The sequence below is a fragment of the Aeromonas sp. YN13HZO-058 genome (genome assembly GCF_001921245.1).
In the GTDB taxonomy this organism is placed as follows: Bacteria; Pseudomonadota; Gammaproteobacteria; order Enterobacterales; family Aeromonadaceae; genus Aeromonas; species Aeromonas allosaccharophila.
Genome location: NZ_MQSY01000022.1, coordinates 129,523 through 154,059 on the forward strand (window position 1 = coordinate 129,523; position 24,537 = coordinate 154,059).

General features: G+C 48.5%; 21 protein-coding genes. 14 read left to right on the forward strand and 7 right to left on the reverse strand.

Translation table 11 applies throughout. The annotated features are described in order from the left end of the window. Positions 1 to 11: 11 nt before the first annotated feature. The 12 genes from BSP75_RS04920 to BSP75_RS04970 all read left to right on the forward strand — a co-directional run bounded on the left by BSP75_RS04920 (position 12) and on the right by BSP75_RS04970 (position 13,572). Positions 12 to 734: an AcvB/VirJ family lysyl-phosphatidylglycerol hydrolase gene (locus BSP75_RS04920; protein WP_075112415.1), complete on the forward strand. Its 723-nt coding sequence runs from the start codon at positions 12 to 14 to the stop codon at positions 732 to 734. A gap of 742 nt (positions 735 to 1,476) precedes the next feature. Further along, on the forward strand, positions 1,477 to 2,067 hold the full coding sequence (locus BSP75_RS04925) for a restriction endonuclease subunit S (RefSeq protein WP_232099076.1): 591 nt from the start codon (positions 1,477 to 1,479) through the stop codon (positions 2,065 to 2,067). A 50-nt stretch (positions 2,068 to 2,117) separates the two neighbouring features. Beyond that, the gene (locus BSP75_RS04930; protein ID WP_005344794.1) at positions 2,118 to 3,641 is read left to right on the forward strand and encodes a type I restriction-modification system subunit M; all 1,524 of its coding nucleotides are present in this window, start codon (positions 2,118 to 2,120) and stop codon (positions 3,639 to 3,641) included. Further along, positions 3,631 to 4,824: a restriction endonuclease subunit S gene (locus tag BSP75_RS21895; RefSeq protein ID WP_075112416.1), complete on the forward strand. Its 1,194-nt coding sequence runs from the start codon at positions 3,631 to 3,633 to the stop codon at positions 4,822 to 4,824. Before BSP75_RS04930 ends, BSP75_RS21895 begins: the two co-directional genes overlap by 11 nt. Continuing rightward, positions 4,821 to 5,519, forward strand: coding sequence for a UPF0149 family protein (locus tag BSP75_RS04940; RefSeq protein ID WP_075112417.1), 699 nt, complete (start codon positions 4,821 to 4,823; stop codon positions 5,517 to 5,519). The genes BSP75_RS21895 and BSP75_RS04940 overlap by 4 nt, the downstream gene beginning before the upstream one ends. Before the next feature lie 14 nt (positions 5,520 to 5,533). Further along, positions 5,534 to 6,550 carry a RhuM family protein gene (rhuM, locus tag BSP75_RS04945; RefSeq protein WP_075112418.1) on the forward strand — a complete coding sequence of 339 codons (1,017 nt, stop codon included), beginning with the start codon at positions 5,534 to 5,536 and terminating at the stop codon, positions 6,548 to 6,550. Further along, positions 6,547 to 9,828, forward strand: coding sequence for a type I restriction endonuclease subunit R (locus BSP75_RS04950; RefSeq protein WP_075112419.1), 3,282 nt, complete (start codon positions 6,547 to 6,549; stop codon positions 9,826 to 9,828). The genes rhuM and BSP75_RS04950 overlap by 4 nt, the downstream gene beginning before the upstream one ends. 4 nt (positions 9,829 to 9,832) lie before the next feature. After that, positions 9,833 to 10,624 (forward strand): SprT family zinc-dependent metalloprotease, encoded by a 792-nt coding sequence (locus BSP75_RS04955; protein ID WP_043850671.1) that lies wholly within the window; start codon positions 9,833 to 9,835, stop codon positions 10,622 to 10,624. A gap of 235 nt (positions 10,625 to 10,859) precedes the next feature. After that, positions 10,860 to 11,810, forward strand: coding sequence for an IS1595-like element ISKpn3 family transposase (locus BSP75_RS04960; RefSeq protein WP_005342491.1), 951 nt, complete (start codon positions 10,860 to 10,862; stop codon positions 11,808 to 11,810). A gap of 80 nt (positions 11,811 to 11,890) precedes the next feature. Continuing rightward, positions 11,891 to 12,205 carry a hypothetical protein gene (locus BSP75_RS04965; RefSeq protein ID WP_148140617.1) on the forward strand — a complete coding sequence of 105 codons (315 nt, stop codon included), beginning with the start codon at positions 11,891 to 11,893 and terminating at the stop codon, positions 12,203 to 12,205. 9 nt (positions 12,206 to 12,214) lie between these two features. Beyond that, positions 12,215 to 12,340 carry a hypothetical protein gene (locus tag BSP75_RS22080; RefSeq protein ID WP_265324674.1) on the forward strand — a complete coding sequence of 42 codons (126 nt, stop codon included), beginning with the start codon at positions 12,215 to 12,217 and terminating at the stop codon, positions 12,338 to 12,340. A gap of 371 nt (positions 12,341 to 12,711) precedes the next feature. Further along, positions 12,712 to 13,572: a TIGR02285 family protein gene (locus BSP75_RS04970; protein ID WP_005344803.1), complete on the forward strand. Its 861-nt coding sequence runs from the start codon at positions 12,712 to 12,714 to the stop codon at positions 13,570 to 13,572. Positions 13,573 to 13,711: 139 nt separating this feature from the next. On the opposite strand, the gene BSP75_RS04975 is transcribed toward BSP75_RS04970, so the two are convergent. The 4 genes from BSP75_RS04975 to norV all read right to left on the reverse strand — a co-directional run bounded on the left by BSP75_RS04975 (position 13,712) and on the right by norV (position 18,089). Further along, the gene (locus tag BSP75_RS04975; protein WP_005344804.1) at positions 13,712 to 14,929 is read right to left on the reverse strand and encodes a 4Fe-4S binding protein; all 1,218 of its coding nucleotides are present in this window, start codon (positions 14,927 to 14,929) and stop codon (positions 13,712 to 13,714) included. A gap of 108 nt (positions 14,930 to 15,037) precedes the next feature. Then, positions 15,038 to 15,379, reverse strand: coding sequence for a DUF1971 domain-containing protein (locus BSP75_RS04980; protein WP_075112420.1), 342 nt, complete (start codon positions 15,377 to 15,379; stop codon positions 15,038 to 15,040). Between the two features lie 62 nt (positions 15,380 to 15,441). Continuing rightward, positions 15,442 to 16,611, reverse strand: a complete 1,170-nt coding sequence (gene norW / locus BSP75_RS04985) for an NADH:flavorubredoxin reductase NorW (protein WP_041234222.1) — start codon at positions 16,609 to 16,611, stop codon at positions 15,442 to 15,444. Next, positions 16,608 to 18,089, reverse strand: a complete 1,482-nt coding sequence (gene norV, locus BSP75_RS04990; RefSeq protein WP_075112421.1) for an anaerobic nitric oxide reductase flavorubredoxin — start codon at positions 18,087 to 18,089, stop codon at positions 16,608 to 16,610. The genes norW and norV overlap by 4 nt, the downstream gene beginning before the upstream one ends. A 170-nt stretch (positions 18,090 to 18,259) precedes the next feature. Between norV and norR the strand changes: the two genes are divergently transcribed. Continuing rightward, complete coding sequence (norR, locus tag BSP75_RS04995; protein WP_005344807.1) at positions 18,260 to 19,786, forward strand: nitric oxide reductase transcriptional regulator NorR; 1,527 nt, start codon at positions 18,260 to 18,262, stop codon at positions 19,784 to 19,786. Between the two features lie 125 nt (positions 19,787 to 19,911). After that, positions 19,912 to 20,574 carry a response regulator gene (locus tag BSP75_RS05000; protein ID WP_075112422.1) on the forward strand — a complete coding sequence of 221 codons (663 nt, stop codon included), beginning with the start codon at positions 19,912 to 19,914 and terminating at the stop codon, positions 20,572 to 20,574. Positions 20,575 to 20,689: 115 nt separating this feature from the next. Here BSP75_RS05000 and BSP75_RS05005 read toward each other — a convergent pair whose 3' ends face one another. The 3 genes from BSP75_RS05005 to BSP75_RS05015 form a co-directional block, all read right to left on the reverse strand. After that, the gene (locus tag BSP75_RS05005; RefSeq protein ID WP_075112423.1) at positions 20,690 to 21,649 is read right to left on the reverse strand and encodes a sensor domain-containing diguanylate cyclase; all 960 of its coding nucleotides are present in this window, start codon (positions 21,647 to 21,649) and stop codon (positions 20,690 to 20,692) included. A 250-nt stretch (positions 21,650 to 21,899) separates the two neighbouring features. Then, the gene (locus BSP75_RS05010; RefSeq protein WP_075112424.1) at positions 21,900 to 22,652 is read right to left on the reverse strand and encodes a transporter substrate-binding domain-containing protein; all 753 of its coding nucleotides are present in this window, start codon (positions 22,650 to 22,652) and stop codon (positions 21,900 to 21,902) included. 360 nt (positions 22,653 to 23,012) lie between these two features. After that, entirely contained in the window at positions 23,013 to 23,969 is a 957-nt protein-coding gene (locus BSP75_RS05015) for a sensor domain-containing diguanylate cyclase (RefSeq protein ID WP_075112425.1), read from the reverse strand. Positions 23,970 to 24,537 lie beyond the last annotated feature (568 nt).

The window sequence follows — 24,537 nt, forward strand, 5'->3', positions numbered from 1 at the left end:
GAGCATGGCCAATGAGAGCCCTGATATTGCTGTTACTCAGTCTCGTACTGCCCGTTTCATCTTTTGCGGCGCACGCCGCCCCGGTCAAGAATGACCTGAGCCTGATTGAGCTGCCGGTCAAGCAGCCATCCGACGCCCCCATGGTGATCTTTCTCAGCGGCGATGGCGGATGGGCGGCCCTCGACAAGGGGTTGAGCGCCCAGTTTCAGCTACACGGCATACCGGTCGTGGGCTGGAGCTCCCTCACCTACTACTGGAAGAAGAAAACCCCGGAGCAGGTGACCGCCGATCTGGAGCGGATCCTCGATGATTATCAGGCGCGCTGGCAGCGCCCCCGCTGGCTGCTGGTCGGTTTCTCGTTTGGTGCCGAGATTGTCCCCTTCCTCATCAACCGGTTGCCGGAGCACTATCGTCAGGGACTGGTCGGGGCCGTGATGCTCTCCCCCTCCACCAGCTCGGATTTCGAGATCCACGTCAGCGACATGCTGACCCACAAGGCGCGCAGCTATCCGACCGAGCCGCAGGTGAAGACCATCCGCGATCTGCCGATGCTCTGCCTGCAAGGTGCCGATGATGACGACGGAGATCGCCTCTGCCCCCGTCTCAACCAACCCAACGTCACCAACGTCACCCTACCGGGAGGACATCATTTTGACGATAACTACCCCCACCTCTACGACACCATCACCAGCCAGCTGAACCTGCCCCCGGATCCGCAGCCTGTGGAGCATTAACCTATCTCACCATGGAATGCCTTATAAACACCAATCAAGAGAAATCAGCGAGTAATTAAAAGGGCCTCTCTTGCGAGAGGCCCTTTTACTAAATTCGGCGGAAACTTTAAAAGAGGCAACCACCAGCTTGGCCACTGCGATTGGTCAATCGGCTCAGCCAGATGAGCTATCAAAAACAACGCTTCGCATTCCTATATAAGTAACCACGTTGAGATTGCGCTAGAAAGCAAAAAGCCCTGATGTTTCCATCAGGGCTTTGCAATTTGGCGGTGAGGGAGGGATTCGAACCCTCATTCTCACATGTTGCAGCACAAATATAACCTTCAATTTCAATAACTTACGCAATTATCGGCAGCTATAAAAGCTATGTAATTGTCTCAGGTAATTGCTATGAGACTTATTGTGCTTTTATATAGAAAATTAATTAAATGTCAACCACATAGGTTGTGGCAATTCACTGCGTTGTTGATCACGGACAATTAAGTTGGAAACCGACAATTGAGTTGGAAACTCAACGGCCCTGCAACAGCAGGGCCTTTTTATTTTTTGCGGTGATTAACTGTAATTAAATTACAAAATGATCTCGGTTGGATCTTTCAGGCAGGTCAGGGTCTGCCTCTTGTCAATGGCACACATAAAAGCATCATTCCTATTGATGCAAAAATAATGGGCGTTGATATTGACTCAATAGCGTCAGATGCGACACACTGTAACTGCATCATTAACGATGAAGAGATTTTTTGTGAAGCTGAACCATATTGCCACCATCAGTGCTGGGCACCCCTATCGCGGCAAGATCCCGGAGATCGATTCCGGCAGCATGGCCGTGGTGCAGATGAGAGATGCCTCGCCAGAAGGGGGGGTTGACTGGTCTGCCTGCCTTCGTTCTGAGCCTACCAGCAAGAAGGAGCCTGACTGGCTGCAAACCGGCGATATCTTGGTGGCGGCCCGTGGCAGCACTAACTATGCCGTGCTGGTTGATACCGGGCTTGCACCATTGCCCGCCGTAGCCGCCCCTCACTTCTATGTGGTGCGGTTGCATAGCGAGGCGCTCAGTCCCGAATTTCTGGCCTGGCAGCTCAATCAGTCCCCTTGCCAGCGCTACTTCGAGCTTCACGCCGAAGGCAGCGCTGCCAAAAGTATTCGTCGTCAGGTGTTGGCGGAGACCCCCATCGGCATCCCATCTCTTGCGAGACAAGTAGCCATCATGAAGATGGTCAACATCCTGCGTGAAGAGCGACGTCTGACGCAACAACTGCAACGCAACGGCGAGCAGATGATGCAGGCCATCGCTGCCAGCCTGCTCGAACAATCCGATCAGCAACCGAAATAGTTTTGCTGAGCAGCCCATTTTTCCAAGAAATACCCAAGGAATTGTGACTTATGACTACCTCGATAAACCAGGACGATATCAACAAGGCCCTCTGGTCTGCCTGTGATACCTTTCGCGGCACTGTCAGCCCTGATACCTATAAAGACTTCGTGCTCACCATGCTGTTCCTGAAATACATCTCCGATGTCTGGCAGGATCACTACGATGGCTACAAGGCCGAATATGGCGATGAGCCGGAGCTCATTGAAGAGATGCTCAAAAACGAGCGTTTCGTGCTGCCCAAACAGGCCAGCTTCTACAGCCTGTTCGAGCGTCGTCACGAGCCGGGCAACGGCGAGCGGATCGATCAGGCGCTGCACGCCATCGAAGAGGCCAATGGCACCAAGCTCAAAGACGCGGGCAAGAGCGTGTTTCAGGACATCAGCTTCAATACCGACCGCCTCGGCGAAGAGAAACAGAAGAACACCATACTGCGCCATCTGATGGAAGACTTTGCCAAGGATGAGCTCAACCTCAAACCGAGTCGGGTCGGCACCCTGGATGTGATCGGCAACGCCTATGAGTACCTTATCAAAAACTTCGCCGCCAGCGGCGGCCAGAAGGCGGGTGAGTTCTATACCCCGCCCGAAGTCTCCGATCTCATTGCCGAGCTGCTGGAGCCGATGCCGGGCGACACCATTTGCGATCCGGCCTGTGGCTCGGGGTCACTGTTGATGAAGTGCGGCCGCAAGGTGGTGGCAAACCATGGCGAGAAGCACTACGCCCTCTATGGGCAGGAGGCCATCGGCTCTACCTGGTCGTTGGCCAAGATGAACATGTTCCTGCACGGGGAAGACAACCACAAGATTGAGTGGGGCGACACCATCCGCAACCCCAAGTTGCTGGATAAAAACGGTGATCTGATGCGCTTTGATATCGTGACCGCCAACCCACCCTTTTCGCTGGATAAATGGGGTTATGAGGAAGCGGGGAACGATAAGTTCGGTCGCTTCAAGCGCGGGCTGCCGCCCAAAACCAAGGGGGATTTCGCCTTTATCCTCCATATGATTGAGACCCTCAAACCCAAGAGTGGTCGCATGGGGGTCGTGGTGCCCCACGGCGTGCTGTTCCGGGGGTCGAGCGAGGGCAAGATCCGTCAGCAGCTGATCGACGAGAACCTGCTCGATGCGGTGATCGGCCTGCCAGAGAAGCTCTTTTATGGCACCGGTATCCCCGCCGCCATTCTGATCTTTAAAAAGCAGAAGGTGGACGACAATGTGCTGTTTATCGACGCCAGCCGTGAGTTCAAGGCGGGTAAAAACCAGAACCTGCTGAGCGCGGACAATATCGCCAAGATTGTCGCTACCTATCGCAACGGCGGCAATGTCGATAAATACGCCTACCTTGCCTCGCTCAAAGAGATCAAGGAGAACGACTACAACCTCAATATCCCCCGCTATGTGGATACCTTCGAGGAGGAAGCCGAGATCGATCTGCTGGCGGTGCGAGCCGAGCGCGAACAACTGAAAACCCAACTAGCCGAGCTGGAAACCGAGATGGCCAAGTATCTGGAGGAGCTCGGTTATGGTGCCTAAAGGATGGCTTTCTACGACTATTGATGATGCAAAGATAAAGGTTATTGATGGAGACAGGGGTAAAGAATACCCAAAATCCACTGACTTTTTGGAAGCTGGATATTGTTTGTTTTTGAGTGCTAAAAACGTTACTAAATCAGGCTTTCTGTTCGATGAATTGCAGTTCATCAATAAGGATAAAGACCAAAAACTTAGGAAAGGTCGGGTTGAACGAGGCAATATCGTACTTACCACCAGAGGTAGTGTTGGTCAATTTGCGTATTTTGATGACTCGGTTCCATATGATGTGATGCGCATTAACTCAGGCATGGTAGTGATTGACTCCTCCCAATCGGAACTTTCAGCAAGATTTCTTTATGCTCTATGTCGATCGTCCATTGTTGCAAAGCAGATCGATGCTGCATCCTTTGGATCTGCGCAGCCTCAATTGACTGTTGGCATCATAAAAGGAATTAAGTTACCTGTTCCACCACTCCCAGAACAAAAGAAAATCGCCAAAATTCTCTCCACTTGGGATAAGGCGATCAGCACCACCGAGCAACTGCTGGCCAATAGCCAGCAGCAGAAAAAGGCGCTGATGCAACAACTGCTCACCGGCAAAAAGCGCCTGCTGGATAACAATGGAGTTAGGTTTAGTGGGGAGTGGAGACGTGTTGAACTAGACGATCTGTTGGACTACCAACAGCCGACTCCATTCTTGGTAGAAAGCACAGAGTACAGGGATGAATACACAACGCCTGTTCTCACCGCAGGGAAAACCTTCATTCTGGGGTATACGAATGAAGAGTCAGGTGTTTTTTCGGAAAAATTACCAGTTATTATTTTCGACGATTTTACGACGGATAGTAAATTTGTAGAGTTTCCATTCAAGGCTAAATCTAGTGCAATGAAGATTTTGACCGCCAAAGATGGTGTCTCAATAAAATACGTGTACGAGGCGATGCAGTTACTGGATTTTGCTGTTGGGGGGCACCAGCGACATTGGATTTCGATTTATTCTCGCCTTGTTATCCCTTTTCCAAACAGGGAAGAACAACAAAAAATCGCCGCCGTACTTTCCACTGCCGATCAGGAAATCTCTGCTTTGCAACAAAAGCTCGACGCCCTAAAGCAGGAGAAAAGAGCCCTGATGCAACAACTGCTGACCGGCAAACGGCGAGTCAAGGTGGAAGTGGCCGCATGAAAAAAGTGACTCTTCACCCCATGACCGAAGCCGAAGTGGAATGGCTGGAGAAGCGGCTGATGGACCATGGCAACGACGACTCGATGCAGAGTCTGTCGGCACTCGACGGCTTTCTGACCGCAGTGCTCTCCAGCCCCGAGCTGGTGCCACCCAGCCAGTGGTGGCCGGCACTCTGGGGTGGCATGCCCCCTGAGCGGTCTTCCGAGCGGGAGATGAAACGGGCGCTGGACCTTATCATGGGCCATATGAATATTCTGGCCCACACCCTCTGTTATCAGCCCGAGCACTTTATCCCGGTGCTGATGGCCAACTATGTCGAAGGGCAGGAGATCTGCAACGCCGAAGATTGGTGCTTTGGCTATCTGCGTGGCATGGCGCTGGGGAACTGGCCAGCCTTGCCAGAGGCGTTGGGCCGCGCCCTTGAGGTGATCCGCCTGCATGGCAGCGATGACCAATTGCCACTGCTTGCCAGCCTGTCGCTGCCGGAACATCAGCAGAGCGTGGCCGAAGTGGGCCCTGCCGCGTTGAAATTGCACGCCTATTTTCTCGCCCAACGGGGGCCAAACACAGCGCCGATAGCCGCACCTGCACTCACACCAGTAACCCTGCCGGTTAGAGCGGCCCCCAAGATCGGGCGCAATGACCCCTGCCCCTGTGGCAGCGGCAAGAAGTTCAAGCAGTGCTGTTTGCATTGAACGGAGATCAAGGGATGAACGAAAACGATCTGATCCTCTACACCACTGATGATGGCCAGTCGCAACTGATACTGCGCGAGTTGGGGGGCCAAATTTGGTTAACCCAGCAGGAGATGGCCGAGCTGTACCAGACCAGCAAGCAGAATATCGGCAAACATGCGAAGGCCATTTTGTCAGAAGGGGAGCTGGCTGAGGGGGCAGTTGTAAACCGCAAGTTTACACCTGCCGCCGATGGAAAGGAGTATCTGACTCTGCTTTATGCCTTGCCCATGATCATCGCCATCGGCTATCGGGTGCGCGGGGCCCGTGGCACCCAATTTCGGCAGTGGGCCACCCGCACTTTGGGTGAATATCTGACCAAGGGCTTCGTGATGGATGACGAGCGCCTGAAAAATCCACCGGTCGGCACGTCGATGGCGCCGGATTACTTCGACGAACTGCTGGAGCGGATCCGGGACATCCGAGCCAGCGAACGGCGCGTCTATCTGCGGGTACGCGAGATCTTTGCGCTGGCGGCTGACTATCAGCCCTCTTTCAAGGAGACCACCCGCTTCTTTCAGGTAATCCAAAACAAGTTGCACTATGCCTGTTCCGGCCTCACCGCTGCCGAGCTTATTCATCAGCGGGCCGATGCCGATAAACCCAATATGGGTCTGACGACCTTTAAGGGATCAGAGGTGCGCAAGGCTGATATCACTAACGCCAAAAACTATCTGACAGAGAGTGAAATCAGGGCTCTGAACCGCATCGTCGTCATGTGGCTGGATTTTGCCGAAGATCAGGCCGAGCGACGCCAGCAGATATTCCTGCAAGATTGGCAGAGCAAGTTGGACCAATTCTTGACGTTCAACGACCGCGACATCCTCGCGGGGGCAGGGCATATCAGCAAGCAACAAGCAGAAAACAAAGCGCAAGCCGAATATGCGCGTTATGCCAAGCAACAGCGGCAATTAAAAGAGCAGCAGGGGGAACAGGATATTGCTGCGCTGCTGAAATGGCAGCCGCCAGGCCAAAAGAAGGGCGAGCAATGACACAACCGACCCCAAAATTTCAAGAAGAGTACAGCGCCAAGATCCCGGCTCTGACCCTGCTGACCCAGCTGGGCTGGTCTTTCCTCTCCCCTGAACAGGCGCTGGCGGCACGGGATAACAAGTTCGATCAGGTGGTGCTGCGCCAACAACTGCGCAGCGTGCTGGCCGAGCGCACCTTTGTGTTTGCGGGCAAGACCTATCCACTGTCGGCCAAATCGGTGGACAATCTGGTGAGCGAACTGTGCAGCCCGGCCCTGAATGAAGGGTTGCAGGCGGCCAACGAGCGGCTCTATAACCACTTGCTCTATGGCATATCCGTCACCGAGTTTGTTGATGGCAAGAAGGTGAGCCCCACCATCCCCCTGATTGACTGGCACAACCCGCACAATAACCGCTTCACCTTCACCGAAGAGTTTCGGGTGATGCGTTCGGCAGGTATCGAGGCTCGCCGCCCGGATATCGTCTGCTTCGTCAATGGCTTGCCCCTGGTGGTGATCGAGGCCAAGCGCCCCGATGGCAATGCCAAGAAAGGGCCGACCATCAACGAGGGGATCTCCCAGAGCCTGCGCAACCAGCGCCCGGACGAGGTCCCGCTGCTGTTTGCCTACAGCCAGTTGTTGCTCTCCATCAATGGCATCGAGGGGCGATATGGCACCTGCGGTACGCCAGAGAAGTTCTGGGCCGCCTGGCGTGAGGAGGACATCGGTGATGGCGAGATGACGGCCATCAAGAATCAGCCGCTCTCATCCGAACAACTCTCCGCCCTGTTTAGCCACCGTTCCACCGCCGACCTGGACTGGTATCAGTCGCTGGTTACGGCGGGTGAGCTGGCTGTCAGCGATCAGGATCGGCTGCTCATCAGCCTGCTCTCCCCGGATCGGCTGCTGGAGATGACCCGCCTGTTCACCCTGTTTGACAAGAAGGCGGGCAAGATAGTCGCCCGCTACCAGCAGGTGTTTGGCATCAAGCGGTTGATCGAGCGTATCAACCAGAAACGCCCCGATGGCGGGAGAGAAGGTGGGGTGATCTGGCACACCACTGGTTCGGGCAAGTCGTTCACCATGGTGTTCCTCAGCAAGGCGCTGATCCTGCACGATAGTTTGAAACAGTGTCGCCTGCTGGTGGTGACCGACCGGGTGGATCTGGAGAGCCAGCTCAGCAAGACCTTTGCCTCCAGCGGTGAACTCGCGGGCAAGAAAGATAAAGAGGCGGCCATGGCTACCTCGGGCAAGCGGCTGGCCGAGCAGATCGGTAAGGGCAGCGAGCGGATCATCTTCTCGCTTATTCAGAAGTTCAACTCAGCGACCAAGTTGCCGGAGTGCATCAACAAGAGCCCGGATCTCATCGTGCTGATCGATGAGGGCCACCGCAGCCAGGGGGGCGAGAACCATGTCCGCATGAAGCTGGCATTGCCCAACGCCGCGTTTGTGGCTTTTACCGGCACGCCGCTTCTCAAGGATGACAAGACCACCAATAAGTTTGGCCCCATCGTCCATGCCTACACCATGCAGCGGGCGGTCGAGGACAAAACGGTGACGCCGCTGCTCTATGAGGAGCGCATCCCCGATCTGGAGGTCAACGAGCGGGCCATCGACAGCTGGTTTGAGCGTATCACCCTGGGGTTAAACGAGCAGCAGCAGGCCGATCTGAAACGCAAATTTGCCCGCAAGGGCGAGATCTACAGCGCGGAAGATCGCATCAAGCTGATTGCGTTCGATATCGCCAGTCACTTTTCAAACCACATTGTCGAGGGGCTCAAGGGCCAGCTGGCCTGCGATAGCAAGGCATCGGCGGTGCTCTATAAAAAGTACCTCGACGAGGCGGGGCTGTTCGAGTCGGCGGTGGTGATGAGCCCGCCCGACAGTCGTGAAGGCAACACCGAGGTCGATGAATCAACCACCCCGCTGGTCACTCAGTGGTGGAAGGAGAATGTCGGCACTCAGGATGAGCAGGTGTATTCCAAGGCGCTTATCGAGCGTTTTGCCGATGAAAATGACCCCCTCAAGTTGCTGGTCGTGGTGGACAAGCTGTTGACCGGCTTCGATGAACCAAAGAACACCGTGCTCTATATCGACAAGCCACTCAAAGAGCACAACCTGATCCAGGCGATTGCGCGGGTCAACCGGCTGCACCCGAAGAAGCAGTTCGGTCTGCTTATCGACTATCGCGGCATCTTATCCGAGCTGGATACCACCATCGGCAAGTATCAGGATCTCGCTTCCCGCACCCAGGGCGGCTATGACGTTGACGACCTCAAAGGTCTCTACAACCAGATGGGCACCGAATATAAGCGGCTGCCTCAGCTCTACCAGACCCTGTGGAACATTTTCGCCGGGGTGAAGAACAAGCAGGATATCGAGCAACTGCGTCAAGTGCTGGTGCCCAAGATGGAGGAACTGGACGGCGAACTGGTGGATGTGAACCTCAAGGTGCGAGAAGACTTCTACGAGGCGCTCACGGCGTTTGCCAGTTGCCTGAAAGTGGCGTTGCAGTCGGCCTCTTTCTTCGAGGACAGTGCCTTTAGCGAGGCGGATCGCCGTCACTACAAGGAGACGGTGAAACAACTCTCCAGCCTGCGCCAACTGGTGCAGCAGGATGCAGGCGAGAAGGTGGACTACGACGAATATGCCGAGCAGGTGAAGAAGCTGCTGGATAAGCATGTGGTCGGGGTGGAGGTTAAAGAGCCGGGCGGCTTCTATGAAGTCGGCAAGATGGGCCAAAAGCAGCCAGAAGAGTGGAACGAGAACAAGACCCGCAACGAGACCGACATCATCAAGACTCGCGTCACCCGCATGATCGAGCAGGAGCTACGCGACGACCCCTACGCTCAGGAAGCCTTCTCCAAGTTACTGCGCCAGGCCATCGAGGAAGCTGAGAAGCTGTTCGAGCACCCGCTCAAGCAGTACATGCTGTTTCGGGAGTTCGAAGAGCAGGTGCAGGAGCGGCGTCTGAGTGACATTCCTGACGCCTTTGCCGGTCATCGTCACGCGCAGGCCTACTTTGGGGTGTTCAAAAAGGTACTGCCGGAGGTGTTCGCCATTACCGACAGCCAGGTACAGGAGAAGTGGATAAAGCTGGCCTTTGAGATCGATACGGTCGTGGATGCATCGGTGGCCGAGCACTCCATCAACCCGCAGAACATCGAGGCGGGTATTCGCAAGCAGTTGCTGCCGCGTATGTTCCAGGAGTGCAAAGCAATCGGCAGTGGTATGGAGCAGGCCAAGAAGATTGTCGAGATGGTGGTGCAGATCACCCGAGTCGGCTTGAGCGGAGTCTGATCAGATGAATGTGCCTATTCGGGTCAAGGGCGATGCTCAGCCCCAGGCTCCAGCTCCATCCTTTAGCTTTCGCTACGGCGATGAGCGGATCGCCTTCGAGCGGGTGCAACGGAGACAGGCTAGCGGCAAGGTGCTTATCAAGGTGCATCCCGATTGCCGCGTCGTGGTCTCGGCCCCGCGTGAGACGGCTGATGATGCGGTTCTCGCAGCGGTAAAGCAGCGCGGACGCTGGATCTACGAACAGTTACGCGACTTTCGCCAGCAGTTGGAGCACGTCACCCCACGCCAGTACATCAGCGGTGAGAGCCACTATTACCTCGGCAAACAGTACCTGCTCAAGGTGATCAAAGCCCCTGATTCGGTGCAGGGGGTCAAGATGTTGCGTGGCAAGCTGGAGGTATCGGTCAGGAGCCTAGTCACTGATAGCGCAAAGAGAGCCGAGAAAGTCCAGGCACTGCTCGCTGACTGGTACAAGGCTCGTGCCAGGGAGGTGTTTGCCAGACGACTCAATGCCATGCTCGATCAGGCCATCTGGGTCACCGAGCGTCCGCCCCTGCGCATCCTGACCATGCAGACCCAGTGGGGCAGTTGTTCCCCCAATGGCCGGATCACGCTTAACCCGCATCTTGTCAAAGCGCCCCGCGAGTGTATCGATTACGTGATCCTGCACGAGCTCTGCCATATTGCCGAGCACAACCACAGCGAGCACTTTTACCGGCTGATGGGTCAGGTGATGCCCGGTTGGGAAAAGACCAAAGCGCGGCTGGATGGGATGGCTAATCGCTTGTTGACGTGAGTTATCCGCTCGTCAGTCACCCACAGCCCGGCAGACCACCCTTGCCGGGCTGAATTTTTTGGTATGGATGCATTGATTACTCTTCGCATGGAGCCTTTTGTAGCCAAAAACGGACATTTTTTCTGAGCGGAATCATCAATCGCTTCAGAATAATGTTCTACCTGATTACCCATGATTAGCAGTCAGTTACCACGAACTATACTGATCTTACGTACAGTTATCGAGGTGCGAGATCATGGCCAAAAGCAAAATCCAATTCCAGAAAGGCTACAGCCTGTTTGAGTTTCTCAAGGACTATGGCACTGAGGCTCAGTGCGAAAACGCGCTGTTCACTTGGCGTTTTCCTAACGGCTTTGTCTGCCCTGAATGTGCCAACAAGACCTGTTGTCGCCTGAGAAGGCGGCCACGTGTGTGGCAATGCAATCACTGCCGTCACCAGATGTCATTGACTGGAAACACGATTTTCGCAAACACCAAGCTCCCACTGACCAAGTGGTTTCTGGCAATGCACCTGTTGTCACAAACCAAAACAGGCTTGTCAGCGATGGAGCTAAAGCGCCAGTTGGGCGTCAAATATGACACCGCCTGGATGCTCAAGCACAAGCTGCTGCAAGCCATGAAAGAGTCCGATGACAAGCAGCCCATCAGCGGCATCATTCAGCTCGATGATGTCTACTGGGGTGGCGAGCGCCGTGGTGGCAAACGGGGTCGGGGCGCGGCAGGCAAGACGCCGTTTGTGGCAGCAGTGGCCCTGAACAAGGAAGGACATCCAATCAAGATGCGGATGACGGTGGTCGATGGTTTCAAAACCAAGTCCGTTGCTGATTGGGCAAAACGGCATATTGCCAGTGGTAGCGCGGTGATATCCGATGGATTGGCCTGTTTCAAAGCGGTCAAGGAGGCCAATTGTGAGCACCTGGGTGTTGTCACCGGGGGCAACCTGGACTGGCTGGATCATCCGGCATTCAACTGGGTAAACACGATGATAGGAAATGTGAAAAACTCGCTGCGGGGCAGTTGCCATACGCTCGGAGCGAAGCATTTACCAAGGCATCTTGCGGAATACTGCTTCCGGTTTAATCATCGTTTTGACCTCAAGAGCATGTTGGTTGAATTGGGGCATGCAGTCGTGGCAAGCCCTCCGATGCCATATCGGCTCTTGAAGCTGGCTGAGGGTCATGGGTAATCAGGAAAGAAAAAGAGTCGTCCATTTTAGAGGCGCAGGAAAAGATAATCCTATTGGAAGACCAATACAGAATCTTTGAAATGGAATTGAAAGACCGTCTCTATCATATACAAGATGAAATTGATAAAAAGCAAGCTTTACTAAGCGACCTTCTTAATTTAGATGAACTTAAGGCTGAGTTTTATTTACAGGTTGATGATATAAATAGAACAATTAAAGCCAAAGAGGCTCAACTTGATGCTGGTGAAGCCGAAATATGCAGGCGTTCATCTTCCTTAGATCTAATACAGAAAAATCTAAATGATAGCCTCATCTCATTACAAGAACGAGAAGATGCTCTAACAGAAAGATCTAAAGACTTGGCAAACATCGTGGATATTAAATCAAGAGAGTAGGCTAAAGTAATGTTTGAGCAGTTGTTGAAAGAAAAATCAAATGAGATAAAAGCACTAGAGGAAAAAGAAAGGAAAGCAAAAAAAGATATTGATGATTTAAGGCGAAAATATAGTTCATATATCAAAATTCCATGATTTTCAAATACTGATTGTGTAGGTGTGGTTCTCACCTGAAAACCATTTTTTATCTAACCATTGACTGACAGCACTTGATCTCAAGAGCACGCCACATAGCGTACAAGCTCTATGGGCTCTATGGGCTCTATGGGCTCTATGGGACAGCAACAATCAAGCCTCATGCTGCCGTGTATGGCGACAAGCGGGAGAGTTCGGCGTATCAACGTTCAGCACCATCCTTGACGATACAGAAAACCAGAAATTTCTGCGTTATTAGTAGGTTTACAAAAGCGCATACGTATGTCAATATTTTCTTGTGAAGATGTTAGTGTTGCTGACTAATCGCCGCACTATGGTTTATATCAATATAATAGAGAGGTGAAATTGCCATGAAAAGGATTCTTCTAATACTCATCTCTTTTATTATATCTGTCGATGTAACTGCAAAAGAGACCATACATTGGGCTCAGTATGACATTCCTCCACTTTATATAAAAGATGGCAGCTATTCAGGTAGAGGTGTGGTTGATGTTACTGACGCAATGATAAGAGCTGAATTACCTCAGTATAACCATGTAATAATATGGGCGAATATTGCCAGAATTCAACGGATGATGCAGCAAGGGAAAAAAGTTGTCTGTGGCAACATGCTAAAAACGCCTGAAAGAGAGAAGTATCAAACATTTTCTACTTTTCATAAAACACTATCAACTGCACCACATGTAATCATACCATCCAGTGAGCTTAACACTTATAAGCAGTATATAATTGATGGAGACGGTGTTGATTTGCTTCGGTTGATTCAATCGAAGGATAAACTTGGCTATTTCATAGCGTCTCGTTCTTATGGAAGTAAATTTGACCTCGCAATTAAAGATAAAACAAATAAGAGAGTTAACTACTCGCTCAATGCTCCGATGGGTAATGTCCTGGATATGCTATTAAAAGATGTAAATGGTTTTACCATTGCATACCCAGAGGAAATTATCTATTACACAGAAAGTAAGTTTGGGTATGGCTCATCAACAGTATCTGATTTAAATAAAAAGGCTTATCTAGGGAAGTTCAAAGTTCTTCCGATAGCTGGACAGCAAAAAGAAATATCAACTTATGTTGCCGCACCGAAAACCGAGTGGGGTGATAAAGTCATATCTGATATCAATGAAGCACTATCAAAACTGAAATCAAATCCAGCATATATTAACGAGAACTATATGTGGCGTAACTTACCTAATCATGATATGCGTTAGGTATATAGTGATTCTATCCATTGAATACATATACCCTAACGCTATCTAAGTTCATATACCAACTATCGCAACCTAACCTGGATACACCTTATTTCATCAATGTTGATTATTTATGCTTTTGTGAGATAAGACATCAACTCTAATGTGAAAGACTCGACAGAATATCCAATAGGTAGCGGCGTTGTTCTAATGGTGTTTTGCTTGTCCAAAAATCGAAAATCACATGAGCTAGCAATGGCATTAAGAGAAGTAAAACACACAACATTGCAAGCAGTTTCTTTGCTGAAACCTTTTTATTCGCAGTACCAAAATGAATCGCATTAGCTTGTTTTGGGCATGCAGAGATACAAGTTAAACAGTTTGTACACTCAATATTTCTGACAGATATAAGTTCATGAACCTGTATCCTTGATGGACATGCTCTACTGCATTTATCACAATCGTATCCCTTGCTTCGTAAACAGCTGCTGGAAGACCTGCGAATACGCAATGGTGTCAGAAGCCCCAGCAAGGAAAGCCATCCACCATAAGGGCATAGGTATCTACAGAAGCCTTGCTTGAAAAACATCGTGATACTTAATACCCAAACAACAAAAATACCTGATATAAAGTTCAAGTTGAAAAAGAAGGCTCCCATTTTCATGTCAGCAGCTTGGTGATACTGGCTCATCAAGTACCCTGGCAGTGCAACATTTGGAACAGCAAGAATAACTATGAACATCAGAAATGATAGAACTAGAAATTTCTGAGATTTGAGCAGTAGGTCTAACCATTTTGGCGGAGCCCACTCACCTGGTAGCAGAAAATTTCGAAAATGATGCAGCCATTCACCGACAACCCCAAGAGGGCAAAACCATGAGCAGAAGGCACGACCTAAAATGAGTCCAGATAAGGAAATAACCAAGACTGTGATTGTTGCAGCTGGATGGTGGTAATCAGTAATGCCCAAACTCAACAACGCCCGCAAGCCAAGACCGCCCGCTATAGGTAGAAAGCCATCTACGATATCAGGTCTAGACAGCCAAGGTAGGTCACCCTGGTGGAGTTGAAAAATATAAACACCATACTGTATTGTTACAAATCCCCACGATGTAACTAAGAAATATCTAACTAAACTACGAAGTTGTTGATCTCTTGAATCATAAAATGCGGATATTAATTTATATCTATAAAGCATGACAATAGTGACAGCAAGCACGATTAAACTACTTAGTGGTGGCTTGGCTGCTACCGTCAACCATACAGCGGCGGTTAGCATCAGGAACAGCTGCCAAGACCAACCTGAACGCTCATGCCACTGGAACAACAACAGATACACCAAGCCACTCAGCATGGTTATGGTTTCAATCCCACTCATCTAGCCAACTCCCATCGCAAAAACAGCCAATCATAAACAACATTACAGTTATTCATTTTGATCTGGATGGGCAGTTGGCCTAGTTTGTGGCGATGACAAGATTGTAATTTATTCTCTTGTCTTAATGAGTGGGGTGTCTGAGCTTACGTTTTCAGCCCAAAAATGGATATTGAATCTAGCATCTTCAGACAGTTCAACCCTGTGCCAATACTGAGGTGGGCTGGTTGCAAACTCTCCGGCTCGGATTACAAGCGTAATTTCAGGTGTCTCTGCTGTTTCATCAGCAAAACCGTAATATGTTACCGTCCCTTCCATTACACATAACTGACCGAATACGCCAGCAGCTGTATTGTGATGGGTTAATAGAGCCTGTGGTACGTTTTCATTTGTAAAAAATGGGGTTGAACGGCGAACAACCCAATGAGCGGGTATACTATGCAGTAGCGACATGTTTTATCCTTAATAACCTATGAAATTAAGTAAGGCTGAGCATATGCTCAGCCAGCAATTATTCATCTAGAAAGAAGGCGTAAAAGTGGGAATGCAGCGCCCATTTGGTCTCCACCTACGACAAAGCCGCACATTTCACCATCCTCGCTGCGAGCTTCTGCGACCATTCCATTTTTATTCCACTTAAACTGCCATGAAAGGTCTGCACCTTTGGTTCTACCAGCTAACTGCAAAGGATATTGAAGTGTTTTTACCTTCACTAGCATTGGAGGAAGCGTTAGTGGTGTTGGCTTACCAATCAGAGTTTTAGATAATGCATTGGCACCGAGAACAATTGGCTGCAAAAAGGGTCGCAATTCACCTTTCCACTCAACGCAATCACCAAGAGCATAAATGTGCTCACTCGATGTTCTCAGGTAATCATCTACTACAATTCCGCGTTTAACAGCCAGTCCTGCATTCATCGCTAAGGATAGATTCGGTTGTAGACCTATAGCTGAAATGACAAGATCCTGTTCACTGAAACTGCTGTCAGTGAGCTCTATCGTAAAGGATTCGTTGGCATCTTCTCTTTGTATCGACTTGATACCTAGACCAAGTTTTAGGTCAACCCCCTGCCCCCGTAAGGCTTGCAGTAACGGTTGACTCAATGCGGCTGGCATTAATGTACTTAGGGGGCTGTCCGCCAGATCTACAAGCGTCACAATTCGGCCTTGACCCACCATATCCATAGCCAACTCACAGCCGATCAAACCTGCTCCGAGTACCATAATGCGTTTTGCATTCTTAATTAATTGTTCGGCATTGGCATAATCATTTTGGCTATTGAGGGTAACCATTTGATCTGAGTTTGGTATGGAAGGCCGTATAGAACTGGCTCCCGTTGCCAGCACTAGCTGGCCATATGAAAAATCACTATGATCTGTGTGTACAATTTGTTTAGTCGGACTAATGCTATGCACAACCGTATTTGGTGACAGAATAATACGTTGTTGTTCAGCGAATTGAGCCCCCGTCAACTTTGTCATTGCGTTGGCTGTGTAGCCACGGCTGACCACATGACTCAAGTCTGGTTTGTTATACTCATTGCCATTGTCAGCGGTAATAAGGCGGATCGGTCTTTCTCCATCCAATTTGCGCAAGCTTTTTACCAACTGCTGAGCGGCAAAGCCGCTGCCGATGATGACTATATCCTGGCAGGAACCAACATCACGCTCATTTAAGGCGCTCATACACATGCCTCCACTGCGCATGGTTCGAATACCTCCTTGCCGATGCCGCAGCCAGGGCAAAGGAAACTCTCCGGTACAAGGCTCCAGGGAGTGCCAGCCGCAACCAATTGATCCGGCTCGCCTAAGGCGGGGTCATAAACCCACAGGCAGACAGTGCAGAGCATTGCTTGATCATCGTCTACTCCGGCTACAACTGACTGGGTGGTCTCCTCTACAGGGGAGATATCAACAGTTGATGTTTCTTGATGGGCTGCTTTTTCTAGGAGAGGCATCTCAATCGGATGTAACGCCCATTGACGTGCGAGCTGGCGTCCGTGCTCGCGGCATTCTGCCAGTGCAGAACCATCTGGCCGCCATTTGGCTTTCAGAGAGATGCTGATATCAAAGCCTGCATCCATCAGCCGGGTCTGGATACGATCTACTGCACCACCAGTCCAACCGTAACTGCCGAATGCAGAAGCGCGCTTGTTTCTAAAGCGCAGGCCAGTGATCTCCTCCAGCATGCCTGCCACCTTAGGCATCATGACGTTGTTCATTGTGGATGAGCCCACGAGTATTCCCTTAGAGCGGAACACTTGTGTCAGGATCTCGTTCTTATCGTGGCGGGCTACGTTGTAGATCTTGACCGCGACGCCAGGGTCAACTTCGTGAATACCCTGTGCAATGGCATCGGCCATCATACGGGTGTTGTTTGACATGGAATCATAGAACAGGGTGATACGATCTTCTTGGTAGTGGTCAGCCCACTCCAGATACTTGAGAATAATTTGGGTCGGATCCTCACGCCAGACAATACCGTGGGAGGTTGCCACCATGCTTACTGGCAGGTTGAATCCAAGCACCTCTTTGATTTTAGCTGTCACAAGTGGGCTGAATGGGGTGAGGATATTTGCGTAGTACCGTTGGCACTGCTCCATCAATTCGATTTGATCTACTTCGTCATTGAACAGATGCTCATCACAGTAGTGTTGGCCGAAGGCATCGTTAGAAAACAGCACTGCATCCTCGGTCATGTAGGTCATCATGCTATCGGGCCAGTGCAGCATAGGTGTTTCAATGAACACCAGCTGCTTGCCATTACCGATGTCGAGACTGTCGCCTGTTTTGACTGGATGGAAGTTCCATTCAGGATGATGATGGTGTCCCGTGATTGAGTCGATGGCGTTGTGAGTGCAGTAAATCGGAGTGCCTGGGATACGAGCCATCAATTCGGTCAGTGCCCCTGCGTGATCTTCCTCAGCATGGTTGATCACCACATAATCGATAAGGTTAAGGTCGATCTCTGCTGCCAGGTTTTGAACGAACTCTCGGCTGAACTTATGATCGACGGTATCAATCAGTACGTTCTTTCCTTCGCGAATGAGATAGCTGTTGTAGCTAGTCCCCTTGGTTGTCTTGTACTCAGTACCGTGAAAATCTCGAACTTCCCAATCCCGTTGGCCGACCCAGTGAATGTTGTTTTTGACGTGAATGGTCATCTGGCAATTCCTCAGTATGTAATAGTTGGTATTTCTTGATATCAACTATTGCAGCTAACGTGCCAACTAATAACATATTGTTTTTAGATGATTTAATTTATTTGTTTGTTAAAATGACATGGTTTTGATATTGTTTAAATGACAATATTAATGTCATTTGGACACTAACGATGATTTCGACAGACAGCTTGGCTCGTATTGCTATAGACATACAGCTGGGGATTTCACATCAAGACAGATTCCACCGCCTTATCCAGAGTATTCGCAGCCTACTGAACTCAGATGCGTCAGCCTTGCTACGGTACGAAGGAGGCCAGTTCATCCCGCTCGCCATCGATGGTTTAATGCAGGACGTATTAGGACGCCGTTTCGCCATCAAGGAGCACCCACGCATGGAGGCAATTGCCCGTGCTGGTGACGTAGTACGCTTTCCGGCAGATAGTAGCTTGCCAGACCCCTATGATGGCTTGATCCCTGATCATGCAGAATTTAAGGTGCATGCTTGTGTTGGTTTGCCTCTGTTCTCCGATCAAGTCTTGATTGGTGCATTGACCATAGATGGAATGAATCCTGCCCAGTTTGATGACATTAGCGATGAAGAGTTGCGTTTAATTGGTGCGCTAGCGGCAGCGGCGTTAAGTAACTCATTACTACTAGAGCGTTTAGCTCGCCAGAGCAGTGAGCCATTAATACCTTCAACACCAACAGGTGCAGATAGGTTCGAGATAATCGGGCATTCTCAGGCGATGCAGCAGCTAAAGCATGAGGTAGATATAGTTGCTAACACTGATTTAAACGTCCTAATTTTGGGCGAAACGGGTGTAGGTAAGGAGTTAATAGCAAAAGCTGTACATCTTGGCTCGCCACGTGCAGATCGCAAATTGGTATATCTCAATTGCGCAGCTCTACCGGAATCCGTAGCAGAGAGTGAACTATTTGGACATGTGAAGGGCGCGTTTACAGGCGCTATTCATAACCGTGCGGGTAAGTTTGAACTAGCGGATAAGGGCACGTTGTTCCTGGATGAAATTGGTGAATTATCCTTATCATTGCAGGCAAAATTGCTACGTGTCATTCAATATGGAGACTTGCAGCGGATTGGTGATGACACTCCACTAAAAGTCAATGTACGTGTGCTTGCTGCAACGAATCGAGACTTGAAGAAAGTGGTCATCGATGGCGAGTTTCGAGCAGACCTCTATCATCGCCTGAGTGTTTTCCCTATACATGTACCAGCCTTGAGAGACAGAGAGGATGATATCTCCTTGCTGGCTGGTTACTTTTGCGAGTGCTGTCGAGTGAGTATGGGGTTAGAGCAACTGCGGATCCAACCTCAAGCACTGCATCTTTTGAAGGGCTATGACTGGCCTGGTAATGTGCGCGAACTGGAGCATGCCATTCATCGTGGTGCCGTATTGGCTAGAGCAGAGCAACGAAGTCCGGTTCTGACGCTTGCAACCCATCATTTCAGTATAGCTATACCACCAATGCCTCAATCTGGCATAAGTCCTACCCAAAATATGGATGACTTCGCTAGTAACCAAATGGGTTTGAGAGCATCAACTGATGCATTTCAGTCTGCGTTAATTAAAAAGGTACTAGCAGATCATAATGATAATTGGGCTGCAACAGCACGAGCCTTAGACATTGATTGTGGTAACTTACATCGTCTAGCCAAACGACTGGGGTTAAAATGATAAAGATACATAGCTATGGGCCATTATAGAGTTGCATCCTGCATATTGGTTAACGTGTTGATTTATAGTGTTTTTTATGCACGTATGGTGTAATGTGACGCTAGCATGGTATTGAGAATGTAGTTATGGATAACAAAGTTTCAATCGAAGAAATGCAAGCATTAAAAGTATTGCTTGTAGATGACCACGCTATATTGCGGGCAGGAGTCAAAGCTACACTCTCAACAGATCACCTTATGAAGGTGATTGCAGAGGCTGGCAATGGTAAAGAAGGATTAGATCTGGCAGTAGAATATGAACCAGATTTAATATTGCTTGACCTTCAAATGCCAGTGCTTAATGGATTAGAAACGCTGAAGAGAATCAGAGCAAAGAAAATAAAAAGCAAGGTCGTTATCTTCACCGAGTCAGATTTGGAAATTGATGTTGTAGAAGCGTTTAGGTTCGGAGCCAATGGATATCTTTCAAAAAATATTGAACCGCTTGATTTAATTGGCTTCATTAAGAGCATATGTGCTGATACATCAATTGAAAGTCCTCAGTCAAACAATAAAGTAATGTCAATTTCATTATCAGATAGTAATGTTGGCATTATTGAATCATTAAGCCATAGAGAAATTGATGTAGTAAAACTTCTTGCTGAAGGTCACTCAAACAAAGTCATTTCAAAATTATTATTTATATCTCATGGGACGGTAAAAATACATGTGAGAAACATTCTAAGAAAACTAAAATTAAAGTCTAGAGTTGCAGTTACTGTATGGGCACATAACCGAACTATTAAGTAACTATAATTTAAAAATGTACATAAATAAAAATTAACTTGATATTTTTATTGTTGCAGATTATTGCCATACTAGTTAACGACTCTCTTAAATCATATGCCCATAGGGTGCATATGATTTATAAATTCTGCTTGCAACGATACATGGCCTCATCCGCCAAACGGAGTAACAAGTTTAGATCTGGTGGTGTAGTTGCATCATATTCCACATAGCCTATAGAACAAGAAAGGTTATATACCTTACCGCTATGCTTATTGAACTCATCAAAGATCTGATTTATTCGATTATTGATTGATTCAATATAGTTAATGTTTGTTTCTGGGAGTAAAACCACGTATTCATCACCACCTAATCGAGCACAGATATCAGCATTTCTAAAAATCAAGTTGATCAAGCTGGCGGCTTGGCACAATGCATCATCTCCAACATCATGACCAAATCGATCGTTTATAGATTTGAAATGATTCAAATCTATAAACAATAATGAAAGGCCCCTTTTCGTTCTGTATGCATGTTGCAAGTACCTCTCAGCCAGAAGAATAAAACCTCGCCTGTTGGTTATCCCCGTCAACTCATCTATTGTCGCCATTTGAACTGCACGTAACTCGCTTTCAACTGTTAATGCCAAGTCGGTAAATAAAGCTCTATCCTTGTCACCAAAAAACCTAGCCTTACGGTCTATAAGGCACAACGAACCGATATGCAATCCATCAGTTATTACTAATGAATGACCAGCATAGAATCGGATGTATGGCTCCCCTTGAACCATTGGATTATTATAATAAAGAGGATCTTTGGTTGCATCCTCAATAACAAGCATGCGTTCTTTGAGAAATCCATTTTTACAAAAAGAGATATTAGGAAGAGGTTCATGGATGTTTAGGCCATAACAAGGCTTGGCCCACTCGTGTTCATTGTCTTCGAATGAGATCAGGGCAATAGGCACATCAAACATGTTGCGAGCCATTCTTGTTATACGAATGAAACGTTCATCTGTTGGGGAGTCAAGCACTTGGAGACGGCGCAATGCATCTAAGCGAAGAAAGTGGGGATCACTGGTTTCAGAGAACGGTTGCATCCTTGCGGCCTTTTACGTTGTGTCCGAAGCGATGCTATTATGACACTCATTTGGATATAACTAAATAGAATGCTGGATTACGGATGACAAATTTTTAGCGCGGGTATGCGAAAATACACACATTTGGTTTTCTAATGAGACCATCACTAGGGGGGCGATCGAAACTCATTCGTGTTGTTCTATGAAGGCGAGGATATCATCGAGCACCCCAGACGCTTGTAAAGCACCGTGGCACGAACTGGATTTTAAATTAATCATAATAGCAAAACTGCTCTTGCAGTTGTTCTACTCTACCCTCGGTTTTCATTTTTTTTAGCATTAAGGCCAAATCTTTCGCTAGCCTTGAGTGTTTTTTATTAAGATACGCATAGCCTGCCAAGGTATCAACAATTCCTGCGGAATATATTTTATTATACTCGGTCGATTCCGCAAGCAATGCTTGCTTGCTCCTATCAAATACCAGAGTCTGCTCCACAAATACATCAACGCGTCCTTTTATCAGTTTTTTCAATCCCTGCTCAGTTGTGTTTACCTCTGTCGGCAGGGGGGAGGTAATAAGCTTGGAAAGTGCGTCTTCGGCGCGTTTTGAGCCTCGCCTGAATTCAACTCTTAATCCTTCCTTATCTAGGCTATGCCAAGAATTATATTTTGATTTATTGTCATACACATAAGCTTCAATAGTCACGTTGAAATGTGATTCATTCACTCTGATCAAGTTGGTTGTTTGCTGTTGGTATTCAAATGCCCGATGAATTTCACCATCAACACTGCCATTCTCCGCGAGGATCGGTGCTCTTCCACCAGGAACGCCCTGATATAGAAATTTATATCCCAATCTAGAAAATGCCTCGCTATAAATATTATATAACCAGCACCCATACTTTGAATGATAAGTGTCCTCTGAACTAACTAGAACAATTTTGGTATCAACAGCAATAGCGCATGAAGAAAGTGTCGCAAGGAAAATTAACAATATGTTTCTTATGTTGTATTGTGAAAACATACATACCCCACATTGACACATCCCACTTTTAATATAGCTCACGTTAAAAAATTCGCCATGCTAAATGAAATTAAAATACTGTTGGTGACATTTCTCACGAGATATGGGCTCGCGCCACTTAAATAGTGTTTCTTCCAAAATGGTTTGCTCTGCTGAAAGCTAATGTATAGGAATTCGAGTAGCAAGCCATCAATGCATATTCATAGACAAGTAATTAAAATTATACACAGACACTGAATAAAATAAACAAGATCCCCATGATTAGGGTATCTTGTTTCATACGGTCAATTACTTCTTTACCAGTATAATAATGATTTCTCTAAGAAATGCTCAGATAGTTGTATTTTTGGCGACAGCTATTTATCGTTTCACTTTGCATGAATACATCTCTTCATCTGCGTGCCGCAGTAGTTGATCTAAATTAGGCGGCATACTAGCATCGTAAATCACAATTCCTAAGGAGCATGACAACTGGTATGGCTTACCACTATGACTATTGAAGTCATCTATTGCATGATTCAGCCGCTCTTTAATTCTCTGACAATGTTCACTACCAGTGCCAGGTAAAAGGACAACGAATTCATCCCCACCAAGGCGAGCGAATATATCAGCATCGCGGAATACTCGGCATAACAACTCGGCCACATGTCGCAACGCGTCATCGCCAATGTCATGACCAAACTTATCGTTAATTAGTTTGAAGTGATTTAGATCTAAAAAAAGTAAGGCCGCTGGGTGTTTTACACGAAATGCATATTTCAAACTTTTTTCGGCGAGCAGCATGAATCCTCTACGGTTAGTTATCCCCGTCAATTCATCTATGGTTGCTCTCTGAACGGCTTGTAACTCACTCTCAACCATGGATGCCAAATCAGCTAACAGCGCTTGGTCTCGTGGGCTAAAACACCTGGGTTTAGAGTCTATGATGCACAATGTACCCAGCTTCAAACCGTTCCCAACTTCTAGTGGATGGCCTGCATAGAAGCGAATGTGTGGTTCCCCCGTGACTAAGGGGTTGTCAGAAAATCGTGGATCTTGGGCCGCGTCTTCAACTACAAACAGTTCTTCACCGAGAATTGCATGACCACAAAAAGAAATGTCTCGCGGTGTCTCCAATACCGGCAACCCACAACATGACTTGAACCACTGTCTGTTTTCATCCACCAATGAAACCAATGCGATGGGCACATCAAACATGTTGCGAGCCATCCTGGTAATCCGGTCAAAACGCTCCTCTGCGGGGCTATCAAGTATCGCTAAACGGCGCAATGCGTCTAAGCGAAGCGGTTCGTTATCCGGTACTACAGGGCTTTGCATCAACATCTCCTTGTTGTGTGGGCACTGTACACTGCCAACATATACTGTGCATCTGTAGATCTGATGTACTGACAGTATATTACAGTAGGTAGACCTATGATTTCGAGCCATCTCATCTTTGATGACAGGAGCAGTGTTTGCACTCTTGGTAGCGTGGTTGTCGCTCGCTCGACAAACAAGAGCTCGCCTAGAATCCCCCTAGTTTTATTCGACCATTCTAGCAAAAAGCCATTCCGCAGTTAACTTGTTTGTCATTCATGAACTAACCTCATATCATCAAGTCTCCCAGTTTTTGCATCTGGATGTTTCACGATGGTCAGAGTCATTTTTCAAGCCAAGGTACATACCTCCGTTGACTCAGGCGGGTGGGTCGAAGTCCCACATTTATGCTTGCAACACTGCGTTATAGAGGACTTTAAGGCTCACCCTCGCTGGAGAAGATCCATCTCATCTTTAGAGCTGGATGAGATTCTCGAACAGCACACCACTAGGGAAGGTGCGAACAAGTCCCTGATGTGAGATCATGAGTCCCACTTGGCATCAGGGATAAGGTTCAGCATGAGTCACC

What these genes read in the sequence shown, in the direction of transcription:
- BSP75_RS04920 (WP_075112415.1), top strand. Translation starts at nt 12, where the DNA reads ATGAGAGCCCTGATATTGCTGTTACTCAGTCTCGTACTGCCCGTTTCA.
- BSP75_RS04930 (WP_005344794.1), top strand. Translation starts at nt 2,118, where the DNA reads ATGACTACCTCGATAAACCAGGACGATATCAACAAGGCCCTCTGGTCT.
- BSP75_RS21895 (WP_075112416.1), top strand. Translation starts at nt 3,631, where the DNA reads ATGGTGCCTAAAGGATGGCTTTCTACGACTATTGATGATGCAAAGATA.
- BSP75_RS04940 (WP_075112417.1), top strand. Translation starts at nt 4,821, where the DNA reads ATGAAAAAAGTGACTCTTCACCCCATGACCGAAGCCGAAGTGGAATGG.
- rhuM (WP_075112418.1), top strand. Translation starts at nt 5,534, where the DNA reads ATGAACGAAAACGATCTGATCCTCTACACCACTGATGATGGCCAGTCG.
- BSP75_RS04950 (WP_075112419.1), top strand. Translation starts at nt 6,547, where the DNA reads ATGACACAACCGACCCCAAAATTTCAAGAAGAGTACAGCGCCAAGATC.
- BSP75_RS04955 (WP_043850671.1), top strand. Translation starts at nt 9,833, where the DNA reads ATGAATGTGCCTATTCGGGTCAAGGGCGATGCTCAGCCCCAGGCTCCA.
- BSP75_RS04960 (WP_005342491.1), top strand. Translation starts at nt 10,860, where the DNA reads ATGGCCAAAAGCAAAATCCAATTCCAGAAAGGCTACAGCCTGTTTGAG.
- BSP75_RS04965 (WP_148140617.1), top strand. Translation starts at nt 11,891, where the DNA reads ATGGAATTGAAAGACCGTCTCTATCATATACAAGATGAAATTGATAAA.
- BSP75_RS22080 (WP_265324674.1), top strand. Translation starts at nt 12,215, where the DNA reads ATGTTTGAGCAGTTGTTGAAAGAAAAATCAAATGAGATAAAAGCACTA.
- BSP75_RS04970 (WP_005344803.1), top strand. Translation starts at nt 12,712, where the DNA reads ATGAAAAGGATTCTTCTAATACTCATCTCTTTTATTATATCTGTCGAT.
- BSP75_RS04975 (WP_005344804.1), bottom strand. Translation starts at nt 14,929, where the DNA reads ATGAGTGGGATTGAAACCATAACCATGCTGAGTGGCTTGGTGTATCTG.
- BSP75_RS04980 (WP_075112420.1), bottom strand. Translation starts at nt 15,379, where the DNA reads ATGTCGCTACTGCATAGTATACCCGCTCATTGGGTTGTTCGCCGTTCA.
- norW (WP_041234222.1), bottom strand. Translation starts at nt 16,611, where the DNA reads ATGAGCGCCTTAAATGAGCGTGATGTTGGTTCCTGCCAGGATATAGTC.
- norV (WP_075112421.1), bottom strand. Translation starts at nt 18,089, where the DNA reads ATGACCATTCACGTCAAAAACAACATTCACTGGGTCGGCCAACGGGAT.
- norR (WP_005344807.1), top strand. Translation starts at nt 18,260, where the DNA reads ATGATTTCGACAGACAGCTTGGCTCGTATTGCTATAGACATACAGCTG.
- BSP75_RS05000 (WP_075112422.1), top strand. Translation starts at nt 19,912, where the DNA reads ATGGATAACAAAGTTTCAATCGAAGAAATGCAAGCATTAAAAGTATTG.
- BSP75_RS05005 (WP_075112423.1), bottom strand. Translation starts at nt 21,649, where the DNA reads ATGCAACCGTTCTCTGAAACCAGTGATCCCCACTTTCTTCGCTTAGAT.
- BSP75_RS05010 (WP_075112424.1), bottom strand. Translation starts at nt 22,652, where the DNA reads ATGTTTTCACAATACAACATAAGAAACATATTGTTAATTTTCCTTGCG.
- BSP75_RS05015 (WP_075112425.1), bottom strand. Translation starts at nt 23,969, where the DNA reads ATGCAAAGCCCTGTAGTACCGGATAACGAACCGCTTCGCTTAGACGCA.